Raw genomic sequence first — 13905 nt, 5'->3', positions numbered from 1 at the left:
TCGCGAACGTTACGCAGACCCGGTGACATCGACGGTGGCTGACGGTGAACGACCGGAACGGATGCCGTAAACAACCCGTGAACGCGATGAGGGCTTCCGCGGAGACCGAAATGGCGGCCTAGATCGCCTCGTCTTCTTCCTCGGGCATTCCGAGGTCCCAGCGCAGCTCGTAGTTCTCGCGTTCGGCGTCGCGAACGACGCGTTCGCGGTTGCGGCGGAACTGCGGATCGTGGGGCGGAAGCAGCTGCAGTCGGGCGTTGGTCCGGCGCCGGAATTCGTCGACGGCCGCCAGGTCTCCGTAGAGCCCTTCGACCTCCCAGTGGGGCGCCACAGGACCCAGATACACGATGCGAATGCCGACCTCAGGGGGAACGTATTCGGCTGCGGGCGCGATGTCGGTCACGGGACTCCTCGGGGAATATCTGCCGCTTGCTGCGCCCGCAGGCTAACGGGGCAGTTCTCGCGCGGATCACTCGCGGCACGTCCTCGATGGCTGAGATAAGAGTCCGGTGAAAAATCGCTCTTCAGGGAACCGTCGGCGCGATTCGAGCGTTAGTTCTCATGATGGCGATGTACGACAACGCTCTTGTGAACGGAAGCCTCACCGAAGGCCTCCCGGCACTGCTGGCCGGCTCGATCCCGTCGGGCGGGCGGCGACCCACCTCGGGAGAGCCTGCTTCGGTTCGGGTCACCCCGGTCACCATTGACTGCGGAGAACCGCAGCACAGTCCGGGCTCGGAGAGCCGGGCAGCCGCTTGGGTGACGCAGCGAAAGTGCGCCGACACTGATCCAAATGTGTTCTTTCCCAGCGATGGGGCCGGCGTGATTGCTGCTCAGCGGATCTGCCGTGAGTGCCCTGTCAGCGAACCGTGCCGTGAATACGCACTCGCCAACAACATCACCCATGGCGTGTGGGGCGGCACCTCGGAGCGGCAGCGTCGCCGGATCCTGCGAGACCGCCGTCGTGCTGGCAATGCATCCAACGCCGCCTGAACCGTCGGCGCATCGCACGACGCTCCTCCCAGCGGCGCCGCAGACCAGCGCCGCAGACCAGCGCCACAGACGGGCGCCTTAGGACGTGGAGGGCTTGCTGTCGCCTGATGAGCCGTTGCCGGCGGCCTTCTCGACCTCGGAGACGCCCTCTCGGAACTCGCGCTGTGCCTGGCCGAGCGAACGTGCCAGCTTCGGGAGCTTGGCGCCGCCGAAGAGCACCAGCACGATCACGAGGACGATGATCAGCTCGGTCGGGCCAACGGTGTATCCCAGCACGTTCGCGAGCGTACCAGTGCGGCCCACCGGCCTGTACCCGCACCGGCAGAGCTACTCAGCCAGCAGCAGCCCGACGAACCAGAGCCCAAACCGGCAGAGCTACTCAGCCAGCAGCAGCCCGACGAACCAGAGCCCAAACCGGCAGAGCTACTCAGCCAGCAGCAGCCCGACGAGTCAGTGCCCGCTGGCGCCGGACACGGCGGCGCTCGCGCTCGCTCATGCCGCCCCAGATGCCGAACTTCTCGCTGTTGCCAATCGCGTATTCCAAGCAATCGTCTTTGACGATGCAGCCGCGGCACACCCCTTTGGCCTCACGTGTGCTCGCGCCGCGTTCGGGAAAGAATAAATCCGGGTCGACCCCGAGGCAGTTGGCGTGGTCCCACCAGTTTCCCGGCGGTGCTTCGACCGCATCTTCCGTTACGAATGCCATTGGTCCTCCCCGGCATTTCGTCAACCCGTGCGCTCGCCGGTGATGCAATCGCCCTCGGTGCGGGCTGTTGCCTGGGGTCGCTCACGTGTCCGTTGAGATTCGCTATATGTAATTACATACCTGTGAGTTGCAATTGAACCTCATGGGTGAGACATGCGCAAGCGGCAATTCTTGAACGAGGGGCCTAGTGGGTGACGGCCGGGAGCTCGCTCCACATCGCCACGGACTCCCACAGATGCACATCGCCGACGAGCGTGCCGGCGAGCGGCACCTCAGTCGGCGCCTGGTAGTGGACTGTGACACGCACCAGTTCTCCCTCAGTTCGGCGGGAGATTTGCAGGCGCGAGGGGTCGAGCGGCGTCGCTTCGACGACGGCGTCCCGAACCGCATCGGCTGACGGGTCCACGGCGGCGATGCGCGCACCGACCCGGGCCGCGTGGGAGACCAGCACGGCATCGCGCGCGACCAGTGCTGTCTGCACGACGCACATCAGCAGCAGCACCAGAAACGGCAGCAGCAGCGCGAACTCGACCGTGGCCTGCGCGTGCTCGGTGCGGCTTGTACCCTCCGGTGCCGCGGACGCCCAGCTGGGGCCCTGCGCGCTGGAGACCTCCGCGCCCGCGGCCCCTCCAGTAGGGGCGTGCGCGCTCAGGACACCGCCTTCACCAGGTAGTTGAAGACCGAGTCGAGCAGACGGCCGATCTTGCCGGTGGTGGTCGCCCACGCCGTGACGGCGGCCACCACCAGCGCGATGGCGCCGGTGAGCAGGGCGTACTCGGCCGTTGTCTGGCCGGACTCATCGGCCGTCGGCTGCAGGCGATGCGTGCGGCGCACCGGCCCCGACCGATGAACCAGAGCGGCGCGGCGGATACTCCGGCGGGTCGTCCGATGAATGGTCGGCTGGGCGGCCTCGTGGAAGGCCGGGTGGATGTTCATGTGGACTCCTTGCAGTTGTTCGGTTGAGACAATTCGGTTGAGACAATTCGGTTGAGATGGGCGATGGGTCGCATCCCAGTTACGGCGGGGCCTCAGCCCCCGAAAGCCGCTGCGAGCACTGGCACGATGGCGATCAGGCCCAGTGCGGGCAGCACGCAAAACACCAGCGGAAAGAGCAGGAGCACCGGCAACCGTCGGACTCGCCGTTCGAGACGTCGGCGCACGTCGTCTCGCAGCTCGCGCTGGAGGCGGTCCAGTTCTGCAGCCAGGGGCACGCCGGCTCGCATCGAGCCGGTGACCGCAGAGGCGAAGGCCCGAGCGCGAGCGCCACAGGAGGCACCGAATTCGTCCAGTGCCTCATCAACAGGACGGGGTCCCGACGTCAGCGCAGCCAGCCAGCGCCCGGTTGCCGTCCCGCCATCGTGGTGGCCCAGCGCGAGTTGTAGCGAGGCGGTGATGGACAGGCCCGAGGCCACTGCGACACTCATCACCTCGACAAGGCCCGGCAGCTCGGCTGCCACATGATCGGGACCAGGCGCCGGATTCTGACGCCGGCTCAGCAGACCACGTGAATTGTGTTCGGGAGGTTCAGTGGAGGTTCTGGACGGCACCGGGACAAGCAACGCTGTTCGACGCCGTGCCGGATCGGGCGCGGTGAGCCAGCCCATCCAGCACAGCGCAGCCGCGGCAAGCAATCCCACGACGACGGGATTCGTCAGCACAACGCTGTCCAGAATCATGAGCGCTCAGCCCCAGCGTTCGACGAGGTGACGGCCACCGCCGACGTGCCGGCGATCGCGGTCGGTTCAGCCCCAGCGTTCGACGAGGTGGCGGCGGCGTCGTTGGGGGTGCCCTTCATCTCAGCGAGCGGGCAACCAGCCAGCGCATCCAGGTGATACCCACCAGCTCGAGCACGGCCGCAACGCCGGCACAGATCCAGCCCAGGGGCGTCGACGTCAACACTCGTGCCGCAGCGCCGCCCTCGGCCAGCAGGAACAGCCCCACCGTCCACGGGAGCGCCGCAACCACCCACACCGAAGCCCGCGCCTGCGCTGCGTGGACCCGTGCTTCGGCGGCGACATCGGCCCTCGCGCGCACCGTCGCCGCGACATGATCGAACAGCTGGGGCCGAGCCCCGACGCGATCGGACGCCAGCGCTACAGCGGTCGAGAGCAGCGCCGCCTCGGAGGTCTGCTCGTGTGCGGCCCAACGGTGCACCGCGCGACTCAGCGTGACGCCGCGCTCGTGCTCGGCAGTCACTCGGCCCACCGGTGCCGACATCGGTCCCGAACCCGCCGCGGAACGCAGCGCCTGCAACAACGTGTCGCCGCCTCCGATGCGGCGCGACACGGTCGCGCAGTAGTCGCCCATCTGCTCCGAACGCGCAGCCACACCAGCGCGTTCCGCGCGCAAGCGCCGGTGACGTGCCAGCACACCACGAGCCCACGGTGAGGTGACGACGCCGACGAGCGCCACAAGCACTATCAGCCCGACCATCATTCTTCTCCCTCGGCACTCGTCTCCTTCTGGGCTATCGGCACGACACAAGCCACGGCTGCGCTGCGGGCGTCAGCTCGCCGCCGACAGCACCCCAGACCCCTCCGGCGCCATGTTGCGGACGCGCCGTTGCGAACCGTCAGCTTCGACTTCGTAGATCGCAGCGACACAGCGGCGGCCGTCGGAGCACCGGCGCATGTGCACCAGCACGTCCACCACCGACGCAATGTGCGCACCGACATCGCCCAGCGCACCCCCGGCGCGTGCGAGCTGTTCCAACCGCCACAGCGCGTGCGCGGGATCGTCCGCGTGCAACGTCGACACCGAGCCGCGGTGACCGGTTGTCAGCGCTTGCAGCAACGCCGCCGCTTCAGGCCCGCGTACCTCGCCGACCACGAGACGATCGGGCCGCATGCGCAGCGCCGTGACGACGAGTTCGGCCATCGTCACCGCGCCGACGCCGTCCACGTTCGGCGGCTGCCCCTCAAGGCGCGCCATCCCGGGGCTGAGTCGCGGCAGCTCGGCGGCTTCCTCCACCACCACCAAGCGCTCGTTGTCAGCGACAGCGGCCATCAGGCTCGCAAGCAGCGACGTCTTGCCAGTACTGGTCGGGCCGAACACGATGAGGTTCGCGCGCTCCGCGACGAGCCGGCGCAGACACCCAGCATCGGCGCGGTGCGCCAGCTCGTCGAGCGAGCGCACCTCGGCGGGAAAGCGGCGCAGCGTGATGTATGGGCCATCTACCGCCACCGGCGGGACGGCGATGTGGCAACGGGTGCGGTCGTCGAGGCGCACGTCCACCATGGGCGAGCGCCGGTCCACACGGCGCCCGGTCGGGCCCAGCAGGTATTCCACGAGACGATGAACCTCGGCCGCACTGACCCGACCGGCGACCGAGAGGCTGCCGCGACGCTCGATCATCACCGGACCAGCACCGTTGATCATCACCTCGGAGACCTCGTCGTCGGCCCAGATCTCGGCCAGCGGCCCGATTCCCGACAGGCGGGCCAGCACCTCGGACACGAGTTCGGCTGCGTGGGTTCGATCGAGCAGCGGTGCAGCGGTGTCCACAGCAGCGGCGATGTCGCGGGCGAGCGGTGCCGCCGCGGGCAGGAACTGCTCGTGGATCTCCTCGACGAACGGCCGGCGCGACGGGTGGCGGGCGGCGGCGCGCGCAACCCGGTTCACAGGAGCCGGCTCACAGGAGACTGTCCAGCGACCGCGCCGACTTCGCACAGCGGTCCAGCAGCAAACCGGCGTCGGCCCAGCGAGAAATGGAGCGGTCCATCGCCACCACCGCATCGGCATTGCGGCCGAGGGCTGCTTCGATGTCGGCGAGACCGAGGGCTCGCTGGGTGTCGGTCAGAACGACAACGTCGTCGACGTCAGCCACAAGCTCGCGGGCACGATGCAGTGCTTGGTAGCAGCACGTCATGGTGAGCAGGCGGCGCACCCGTGATCCGGCAACGCGCTCAAGCGCCGTGCGGCCGCTGCCTGCGTCCACGATGTTGACCCGTGGCTTGCCTCCCAGCAGCGACCACAGCGTTCCCAAACGAGCGGCGTCGATGTCGCCGGTGCCGCGCGGCAGCAGGCTCACTCCGGGCGAGATGTCCACCGACAGCGCCGAGGCAGCACCCAGCGAGAGTTCGCTGGCTGCGGTCCACTCGGCGACGCCGGGGAGGCTCGGCGACGTTCCCAGCACGACGCCGAGGTCGCCGGTGAGATCCACCAGCACGACATCACGGCCGGCGCGCTTGGCGCTGTTGGCCGCCAGCAGGGCGGTCACCGTATTGCCGACGCCACCCTTCGCACCTACGTAAGCATAGATCATGAAGCTCCCCGATGTTCATTGAGAATGACTCAAACAATTCGATGGACAGTGACTTTGGCCCATGCCTCCTATTGCGATCAACTGGTTTTCGCGATGGCCTGCGTCACACGAGCGCGCGGCGCATCGAGCGTGAATTGGCATCGGGGCGGGTGTTGGGCAATGATGACCGGCGGAGGTGTCTGAGCGCCTGGTGGGCTCCCCCGCCTTCAAAGCGGGCGGGACGGGCGATCCCCGTCCGGCGGGTTCGATTCCCGTCCACCTCCGCCATCTTTCTCATGATCGAAAATGCGTGCGGAGTCGATGCCAACCGCGCCTAGCATTCGGCCTGCCGATGCCGTCGGCCCATGTATCAAAGAGGACGCTGCTCAATGAAGAAGTTGCTGCTCGCCGTGATCGTCGGCGCGCTGATTGTCGTCGTCGTCCGTCGCCTGACGGAAGCCTGAGCCGACCGCCGCGCATCACCGAGCGCTGGGCCAACTGCCGCGTTCGAGGCCTGAGGGTGCTCTCAGGCCTGTATTGCTGCGGGCATACGCACGGTTTCCACCGAGAGCGTTGCCGGGTCGAGCACCGCCAGGCTGCCGGGCTCTGCGTTCGCGGCCAGACCCTCCACGCGGGTCGGCGGGGGCCGTTCGTTGCCCGAAGCAGCCAGCTCTGAGGTGTGGCGGTGATGCCAGTGCCCGTGCACGACGATGCGGGCACCGGTGCGCAGCGCTGCGGTTCGAACCTGCACAGCGTTGGCCGCGCCGATGTGGGAGTCGCCCGTCCGGGCGAAGTTCGAGCCCTCGACGGTCAGCACGCCGCTCGGCACGTCGTGAGACACAAGCACGTCGAGCGGCTCGTCGCCAAGTGCGGCAAGGTCGCGGCGGCTGATCGTCTCGCGCACAAACCAGTGCAGGCCGCGCCGGCGGTAATGCCAGCCGGGTGACCACGCACCGCCCAAAGCGCCGAACGCAACGCCGGCCCATCGCCACCGCGCGCCGCGCGCCGCCCACCACAGCAGCGGCGCGATCTGCAGCGGCGCGGCGGGCCCCCACAGCCCGTCAGGGTCGGGATCTTGTGAGCCACCGCCACGATGCGGCGCAGCGCGCGCGGCCAGATCGCCCAAGTGCTCGTGGTTGCCGTCGACGAAGACCCACGGAACCCCGCCGTCCGACACCGCAGCACACATCTCGGCGCTGCGCTCATCGCCTGGCCGCCAGCCCAAGTCCCCGACCTGGAGCACCACGCCGCAACCCCCCGACACAGCTGTTGCTGACGCACGAGCGGCCACCTCGGCATTGCCGTGGACATCGCCGCACAGCAGCACGAGTGAGCTGTCGCCTGGCACCGCTGCGGCGAGATCGCTGACGTCAGTGACAACAGGCACCGGCGACGCTCCTCGTCGAGTGACCCAGATCTTGTTACGACCGCGCTTACACCGACAGCAGGTCGCGTGCGCCCGTATCGGTGCTGGGATGGCGCAGCTTCGACATCGCCCGCGCTTCGATCTGACGAATGCGCTCGCGGGTGAGCTGGAAGTGCTCGCCGACCTCTTCGAGCGTGCGAGGCTCGCCCCGATCGAGTCCGTAGCGGAGCTTGAGGATCTCGCGCTCGCGCTCGTCCAGCGGCGACAGCAGACGCACGATCTCGCTGGGCAGCAGCGTTGTCGCAGCAGCCTCGAACGGCGACTCGGCCGCGCGATCTTCAACCACATCGCCCAGCTCGGCGTCGCTGTCCTCGCGCAGCGGCTCTGACAGCGACAGCGGCTCGGCGGCGAACCGCAGCGCCTCGGTGACCTTCAGCTCGGGCATGTCGACTTCGATTGCCAACTCGCCGAGCGTCGCCGGCCGGCCGTACTTCAGCTCGAGGCGCGAACGCGCCTTCTGCAAGCGGGCCAGCGTGTCGCCGGCGTGCACGGGCAGCCGGATCGTCCGGCCGGTGTTGGCGATGCCGCGCGTGATCGCCTGGCGAATCCACCACGTTGCATAGGTGGAGAACTTGAAGCCCTTGCGCCAGTCGAACTTCTCGACCGCGTGCATGAGCCCGAGATTCCCTTCCTGGATGAGATCCAGCAAGGGCAGCCCCGACGCTTGATACTTCTTCGCGATCGACACCACCAAGCGCAGGTTCGACTGCACGAACGTTTTCTCGGCACGCGTCCCCTCACGCTGGATGCGCATCAGGCGGCGGCGCTGCGTGGAGCTGATGTTGGAGGCGTCTCCGTTGGGACCGCCCTCGAGGGATTCCTTGGCGGCGAGGCCCTTCTCGATCTGCTGGGCAAGCCGGACTTCGTCGTCCTTGGTGAGCAGGGGATACTGGCCGATGTCGGTCAGGTACAGCCGGACGAGATCTTCCTCGTCACGTTCGACCCTCTCTTTGGCCACCCCGCCACCTCGCTGGTCGTTTCGCTGCTGTGAATACGGCAGTGAATCCGGCAGTCACTGCGTGTTTCCCCCGGTGAGGTGGCAGCGTATCCACGACTTCGGCTGTTGCCTCCGCGCGACCTTGCATCTCTAAGGTGAGCTGATGGGGCATTTGCGTGTGGGGCTGGCGCAGTTGAACCTTTGGTTGGGGGACCTTGACGGGAACGCCGAGATGATCCGGGCGGCGTACGACGAGGCTGTGGGGCTGGGTGCGCAGGTGGTGGTGTTCAGCGAGCTGACGGTCACGGGGTACCCGCCCGAGGACTTGCTGCTCAAGCCTGCGTTCGTGAAGGGCGCAGCGCGGGTGCTTGGGGAGATCGCGCGGCACACAGGCGAGGTGCCGTCGGTGGTGGGCTTTCCTGAGGACAGTGGACAGACCGGGCCGGTGCGGTTGTGGAACTCCGCCGCGATGTGCTTGGGCGGCGAAGTACGCGGGGTGTTTCGCAAGCACTTGCTGCCGAACTACGCCGTGTTCGACGAGCAGCGCTACTTCCTGGCGGGAACAGCGGCCGGGCCGTTGATGCAGATCGACAGCGTCAGCGTGGGTGTCTCGGTGTGCGAGGACCTCTGGGGGCCTCCGCTCACGGCCGACGCGCCCGCCCACGACGGTGGCCTGCCGTCGGCCGTCGGCAGCGCGGCAGATACCAGCCCGGCGCTCGCGCAGGTGGCGATGGGGGCGCAGCTGCTGGTGAACCTGAACGGCTCGCCGTACCGGCGCGGCAAGCAGACCGACCGGGAAGCCATCGCGCGGACCCGCGCGTCGACGCTGGGTGTCCCCGTTGTCTACGTGAACCAGGTGGGCGGTCAGGACGAATTGATCTTTGACGGCAGCTCGTTCGTGACTGACGCCGCCGGCGAGGTTGTGTGCCGGCTGCCTGCGTTTGCGGAACAGGTGGCCGTCTGCGACGTCGAGGTGAGCAACGGCGGCACACCGGCGCGTCCGGGGCGCGTCACGAGGACGCGCGACGGTGCTGTCAACGTGCTGTCGAGTCGGCTCGCCCCGCTCGCTGAGGTGTGGCAGGCGCTGGTCACCGCGACACGTGACTACGTGCGCAAGAACGGATTCAGCGAGGTGGTGATCGGACTCTCGGGAGGCATCGACTCGAGCGCCGTGGCGGCGATCGCAACCGACGCGCTGGGTGCCGAGCACACCCATGGCGTGTCGATGCCGTCGCGCTACTCCAGCGATGGCTCGCGCAGCGATGCGGCGGTTCTGGCGGCCAACCTCGGTATCGACTTCCGGACCATGCCGATCGAATCGGCTCACGCTGCGCTGGGGGGCATGCTTGCCGGTGCGGCGCCCGAACCCGAGCCTGGCAGCGACGATGAGGCGGCTGCGGGCCTCGCGGATCAGAACATCCAGAGCCGTATCCGCGGCGTGGCGCTGATGGCACTGTCCAACCGATTCGGCTGGCTGGTGCTGACCACGGGCAACAAGACCGAGACCTCCGTGGGCTACACCACGCTGTATGGGGACACCGCCGGTGCGTACGCGGTGATCTCCGACGTGCCGAAGCTGCTGGTGTACGAGCTGTGCGAGTGGCGCAACCGGCAGCCTGGCGGCGAACGGATCCCGCGGGCGTGCATCACCAAGCCCCCGTCGGCGGAGCTGCGGCCCGACCAGCGCGACGACCAGAGCCTGCCGCCGTATGAATTGCTGGACCCCATCGTGGAGGCCTACGTCGAAGGCGATCTCACCGTCGCTGAAGCCGTGGAAGTGGGCGCGAAGCATGGCGCCTCGGCCGAGCTCGTCGAGCGGGTGACCCGCTTGGTCGACATCGCCGAGTACAAGCGCCGACAGTCGCCGCCGGGACCGCGCATCTCAGCCAAGAGCTTCGGCAAAGACCGGCGGATGCCGATCACCAACCTGTTTCGCTGAGCGCTTCCCAGCCAGAACTGTCGGCTCAGCTCAGCGCTTCCCAGCCAGAACTGTCGGCTCAGCTCAGCGCTTCGCCGATGGTCTGGGTGATCAGGCTGGTGACCACGTAGGGGTCGGCGTTGGCGTTGGGTCGCCGATCCTCGATGTAGCCGCGACCGTCCTGGTGGACCTGCCAGGGGATGCGTACCGAGGCACCGCGGTCGGACACGCCGTAGCTGAACGTGTCGTAGCGCTCGGTCTCGTGCTCACCCGTGAGCCGCAGCTCGATGCCGTGGCCGTAGCCGGCGATGTGTTCCGCGGGCTTGCCGGGGGCGCCCAGCGACTTCGCTGCGATCTCCACGGCCTCGTAGTTCTCACGCATGGCATTCGTGGACACGTTGGTGTGCATGCCTGCGCCGTTCCAGTCACCCTGCACGGGCTTGGCGTCAAGGCTGATCTCGATGCCGTGCTCTTCGCCGGCGCGGTACAGCAGGTAGCGGGCAAGCCAGATCTGGTCGCCCACAGTGAGCGGATCGACGGGGCCGATCTGGAATTCCCACTGCCCCGGCATCACCTCGGCATTGGTGCCCGAGATGGCCAAGCCGGCATCGATGCACCACGTGGTGTGCTGCTCGACGACGTCGCGGCCGTAGATGCGCAGGGCGCCCACGCCGCAGTAGTACGGGCCTTGAGGTCCTGGGAAGCCGTTGGGCGGGAAGCCGTAGGGCCACTTCGTGACCGGGTCGAGCATGGTGTATTCCTGCTCGAGGCCGAACCAGAACCCCTGGTCGCCGTAGTTGTCGAGCACTGCGCGTTGGCGCGCACGAGTGTTGGTGGGGTGCGGCTCCATCGTCTCGGTCGTGAAGGTCTCGCACATCACCAAGATGTCGTTGCCGCCCCGGAGCGGATCCGGGCACGAGTACACCGGTTTGAGCACGACGTCAGAGGCGCTTCCTTCAGCCTGGTTGGTGCTCGAGCCGTCAAAGCCCCAGATGTCGGGCTCGTCGCCGTCGGCGAGAACCTTCGTCTTGGAACGGACCTCAACCGTCGGCTCAGTGCCGTCCGTCCAGATGTACTCAGCCCTGTAAGCCACTGCATGCTCCTTCGCTCAAAGGGGCGGAATCAGTACGCCGACGGACCAGCACGCGTGTCTGGCTCGGGGGGTGGCTGAAACCGAGTCCGTGCGCACGATACAAACGAGCGGGCGTTTCCGGTCCGTTGCCCGAATGTGAACAGCGCGTGAAGGTGTCGCTGGACCCTCGCTCGCGCGCTGGCGCACCGCAGAGAATGGAGCTTCAGCCCGGAGCCGCCCGCACATCGGGACGCTCCACCCGAACAGGGAGTCCGATATGGAACGACCGCAGGACTACGTGCTGCGCCGCGTGACTGAGCGCGGCGTGCGGCTCGTCCGGCTCTGGTTCACCGACGTCGCCGGGCAGCTCAAGTCGTTCGCCATCTCCCCCGCCGAACTTGAGGCCGCCTTTGAGAAGGGCATGGTCTTCGACGGGTCCTCCATCGAAGGCTTCAGCCGCATCGCCGAAGAGGACATGGTGGCCCAACCCGACCCAGAGACGTTCGAGCTCATGCCGTCGAGCGGCTCCGACGACGCCACGGCCCGCATGTTCTGCGACATCTCCGGTGCTGACGGCACGCCGTTCAGCGGCGATCCCCGCGGCGTGCTGCGGCGTGTCATGAATCGCGCCCACGCCGCCGGGTTCACCTTCTATGTCGCTCCCGAGATGGAGTACTTCTTGTTCGAGCCCGAACGGGTGAACGGGGTCCCGGTGCCGCTCGACAGCGGGAGCTACTTCGACCTCACGACCGCGGACATCTCCACCGACATCCGCCACCGCACGCTGAGCGCGCTGGAGGCCATGGGCATCCCGGTGGAATACTCGTTCCACGAGGACGCCCCGTCTCAGCACGAAATCGACCTGCGATACGACGACGCACTGACGATGGCCGACAGCGTGATGACGTTCCGGCTGCTCGTGCGCGAGATCGCCTTCGAGCGCGGCGTGCATGCCACATTCATGCCCAAGCCGCTCGCCGGCGTGCAGGGCTCGGGCATGCACACCCACCTGTCGCTGTTCTCCGAGGGCCGCAACGCGTTCAGCGACCCGAGCAAGCCCGACGGGCTCTCCGAGGTGGCCCGCGGCTTCGTCGCGGGACTGCTGACGCACGCACGGGAGATCACCGCCGTGACGAACCAGCTGGTGAACAGCTACAAGCGGCTGATCGCGGGATACGAGGCGCCGGTGGACATCTCGTGGGCACGCAGCAACCGGGCGGCATTGATCCGGGTGCCGCCGACACGCACGGGCGGCGAGGAATCGACCCGCGTCGAGTACCGAGCGCCAGATCCGGCGTGCAACCCGTACCTGGCCTTCGCCGTCATCCTCGCCGCCGGCCTGCGGGGCATCGAGGAGGGGTACACGCTGCCGCCCGAGACTCCCCCGTCGATCACCGGTTACAGCGACCACGGAGGGCCCGCCTACGGGCACAATCTGCCCTCCTCGCTCGCAGAAGCACTCGACGAGATGGAGGGCAGTGCGCTCGTCGCCGAGACGCTGGGCCAGCACCTGTTCCGGTGGTTCCTGCGCAACAAGCGACGTGAGTGGGCGGCCTACCAGACGCAGGTGACGCAGTTCGAGCTGGACAACTACTACGCCTCGCTGTGAGCGTCACGTGGATTCGCGCTCCAAGCTTGAGGGTGAACCGGTGTCCGGACCGGTCATGACCTCGCCCCTCGTCCCAGGAGCCTGAAGGTGTACGCCGTCCATCCCGCCGAAGCGAGTCCAGAGCTGGCGCAGTTCCTGGATCTCGGCGGCTACGCCTGGAAGCCGGTCGTCGGCGTCGACGACGTGGCTTCCGGCGCGCCTGCGGAAGGTTGGGGCGGTGCCATCGTGCGGCTCGACGACGGCTCCGGCAGCGGCACCGATGCGGCCTGGGAAGTCGTGCGGGCGCTGCGGGAGGGCGCTGTGCCCACGTCGCCGCTGTTCTTGCTCGTCCGCGGCAACGCGCTGGACGAGCTCACGCTGCGTGACGAACTGTTCGACGACTTCTGCTTGGACCCGTTCCATCCGCGCGAGTTCGAGGCGCGGCTGGCGCACCTCAACGCGGGTCCCGCAGACGGCTCGACCGAGATCATCGAATACGGACCGCTTCGCATCAACCTCGATACCTACGAGGCCGTCGTGGACTCGAACCCGCTCGACCTCACCTACATGGAGTACGAGCTGCTGCGGTTCCTCGCCTCCCAGCCGGGGCGAGTGTTCACGCGAGAGGCCTTGCTGAATCAGGTGTGGGGCTACGAGTACTACGGCGGAGCGCGCACCGTCGACGTTCACATCCGACGTCTGCGGGCCAAGCTCGGCGAGGAGAACGCGAACCTCATCCAGACCGTGCGATCGGTCGGCTATCGGCTGGGCACGTACCGCTGGCGCTGATCGGTTCGCTCGCCCCGGTGCTCTCGCCCTGGGTGCACGGGGGCAGGGGCACCCCTCGTTGGGTGGTGCGGCTAGAAGTTCGTTTCGAGCAGGGAGCTGCCTTTGTGGCGCGACTCTGCGTCGTCTCCGAGGAGCTTGCCGAACACCGCAGCAACGCCGACCAGTGAGATCGTGATGATGAACGGGCTCGCCAGGAGCACTATCACGATGAGGATGCCGCCGAACATGGGGCG

Annotated in this window: 18 protein-coding genes and 1 tRNA gene; 5 read left to right on the top strand and 14 right to left on the bottom strand. The window is 67.6% G+C overall.

Annotated features, from left to right (window positions below; all coding sequences use genetic code 11):
* Window positions 1-118: 118 nt before the first annotated feature.
* A complete protein-coding gene (locus ACQY5K_RS13870; protein WP_428116314.1) occupies window positions 119-403 on the bottom strand; it encodes a hypothetical protein in 285 nt (94 codons plus the stop codon).
* 167 nt (window positions 404-570) lie between these two features.
* Here ACQY5K_RS13870 and ACQY5K_RS13865 point away from each other — a divergent pair, with 167 nt between their 5' ends.
* Entirely contained in the window at window positions 571-993 is a 423-nt protein-coding gene (locus tag ACQY5K_RS13865) for a WhiB family transcriptional regulator (protein ID WP_428116311.1), read from the top strand.
* A 78-nt stretch (window positions 994-1071) separates the two neighbouring features.
* Here ACQY5K_RS13865 and tatA read toward each other — a convergent pair whose 3' ends face one another.
* The 9 genes from tatA to ACQY5K_RS13820 form a co-directional block, all read right to left on the bottom strand.
* Complete coding sequence (gene tatA / locus ACQY5K_RS13860) at window positions 1072-1269, bottom strand: twin-arginine translocase TatA/TatE family subunit (RefSeq protein WP_419921716.1); 198 nt, start codon at window positions 1267-1269, stop codon at window positions 1072-1074.
* Between the two features lie 151 nt (window positions 1270-1420).
* Complete coding sequence (locus ACQY5K_RS13855; protein WP_419921715.1) at window positions 1421-1699, bottom strand: WhiB family transcriptional regulator; 279 nt, start codon at window positions 1697-1699, stop codon at window positions 1421-1423.
* A gap of 184 nt (window positions 1700-1883) precedes the next feature.
* The gene (locus ACQY5K_RS13850) at window positions 1884-2423 is read right to left on the bottom strand and encodes a TadE family type IV pilus minor pilin (protein WP_428116308.1); all 540 of its coding nucleotides are present in this window, start codon (window positions 2421-2423) and stop codon (window positions 1884-1886) included.
* Window positions 2348-2635: a hypothetical protein gene (locus ACQY5K_RS13845; protein ID WP_428116306.1), complete on the bottom strand. Its 288-nt coding sequence runs from the start codon at window positions 2633-2635 to the stop codon at window positions 2348-2350. The genes ACQY5K_RS13850 and ACQY5K_RS13845 overlap by 76 nt, the downstream gene beginning before the upstream one ends.
* A 92-nt stretch (window positions 2636-2727) precedes the next feature.
* Window positions 2728-3375, bottom strand: a complete 648-nt coding sequence (locus ACQY5K_RS13840) for a type II secretion system F family protein (RefSeq protein ID WP_428116303.1) — start codon at window positions 3373-3375, stop codon at window positions 2728-2730.
* Complete coding sequence (locus tag ACQY5K_RS13835; RefSeq protein WP_428116301.1) at window positions 3372-3494, bottom strand: hypothetical protein; 123 nt, start codon at window positions 3492-3494, stop codon at window positions 3372-3374. The genes ACQY5K_RS13840 and ACQY5K_RS13835 overlap by 4 nt, the downstream gene beginning before the upstream one ends.
* On the bottom strand, window positions 3491-4135 hold the full coding sequence (locus tag ACQY5K_RS13830; protein ID WP_428116298.1) for a type II secretion system F family protein: 645 nt from the start codon (window positions 4133-4135) through the stop codon (window positions 3491-3493). The genes ACQY5K_RS13835 and ACQY5K_RS13830 overlap by 4 nt, the downstream gene beginning before the upstream one ends.
* A gap of 69 nt (window positions 4136-4204) precedes the next feature.
* Entirely contained in the window at window positions 4205-5320 is a 1116-nt protein-coding gene (locus tag ACQY5K_RS13825; protein ID WP_428116295.1) for a CpaF family protein, read from the bottom strand.
* Window positions 5321-5330: 10 nt separating this feature from the next.
* Window positions 5331-5963 carry a hypothetical protein gene (locus ACQY5K_RS13820; protein ID WP_428116292.1) on the bottom strand — a complete coding sequence of 211 codons (633 nt, stop codon included), beginning with the start codon at window positions 5961-5963 and terminating at the stop codon, window positions 5331-5333.
* A 171-nt stretch (window positions 5964-6134) separates the two neighbouring features.
* On the opposite strand from ACQY5K_RS13820, the gene ACQY5K_RS13815 reads away from it, so the two are divergent.
* Window positions 6135-6230 (top strand) — tRNA-Sec (locus tag ACQY5K_RS13815).
* Window positions 6231-6468: 238 nt separating this feature from the next.
* Here the strand turns inward: ACQY5K_RS13815 and ACQY5K_RS13810 are convergent.
* Window positions 6469-7329: a metallophosphoesterase family protein gene (locus ACQY5K_RS13810; RefSeq protein WP_428116290.1), complete on the bottom strand. Its 861-nt coding sequence runs from the start codon at window positions 7327-7329 to the stop codon at window positions 6469-6471.
* 46 nt (window positions 7330-7375) lie between these two features.
* Entirely contained in the window at window positions 7376-8326 is a 951-nt protein-coding gene (locus ACQY5K_RS13805) for a sigma-70 family RNA polymerase sigma factor (protein WP_428116287.1), read from the bottom strand.
* A 142-nt stretch (window positions 8327-8468) separates the two neighbouring features.
* Here ACQY5K_RS13805 and ACQY5K_RS13800 point away from each other — a divergent pair, with 142 nt between their 5' ends.
* A complete protein-coding gene (locus ACQY5K_RS13800) occupies window positions 8469-10244 on the top strand; it encodes an NAD+ synthase (RefSeq protein ID WP_428116284.1) in 1776 nt (591 codons plus the stop codon).
* Between the two features lie 58 nt (window positions 10245-10302).
* Here ACQY5K_RS13800 and glnII read toward each other — a convergent pair whose 3' ends face one another.
* Window positions 10303-11316 carry a glutamine synthetase GlnII gene (gene glnII / locus ACQY5K_RS13795; protein WP_428116281.1) on the bottom strand — a complete coding sequence of 338 codons (1014 nt, stop codon included), beginning with the start codon at window positions 11314-11316 and terminating at the stop codon, window positions 10303-10305.
* 256 nt (window positions 11317-11572) lie between these two features.
* On the opposite strand from glnII, the gene ACQY5K_RS13790 reads away from it, so the two are divergent.
* Together ACQY5K_RS13790 and ACQY5K_RS13785 are read left to right on the top strand one after the other, a co-directional pair.
* Entirely contained in the window at window positions 11573-12904 is a 1332-nt protein-coding gene (locus tag ACQY5K_RS13790) for a glutamine synthetase family protein (protein ID WP_428116278.1), read from the top strand.
* Window positions 12905-12991: 87 nt separating this feature from the next.
* Window positions 12992-13672, top strand: a complete 681-nt coding sequence (locus ACQY5K_RS13785) for a winged helix-turn-helix transcriptional regulator (RefSeq protein WP_428116275.1) — start codon at window positions 12992-12994, stop codon at window positions 13670-13672.
* 71 nt (window positions 13673-13743) lie between these two features.
* On the opposite strand, the gene ACQY5K_RS13780 is transcribed toward ACQY5K_RS13785, so the two are convergent.
* The gene (locus tag ACQY5K_RS13780) at window positions 13744-13899 is read right to left on the bottom strand and encodes a hypothetical protein (protein WP_428116273.1); all 156 of its coding nucleotides are present in this window, start codon (window positions 13897-13899) and stop codon (window positions 13744-13746) included.
* Window positions 13900-13905: the final 6 nt, after the last annotated feature.

It is taken from the genome of Candidatus Poriferisodalis sp., assembly GCF_965262965.1.
Taxonomy (GTDB): domain Bacteria; phylum Actinomycetota; class Acidimicrobiia; order Acidimicrobiales; family Poriferisodalaceae; genus Poriferisodalis.
The sequence above is the reverse complement of the archived record's forward strand: the minus strand, read 5'-3'. Positions and strand labels throughout refer to the sequence as shown.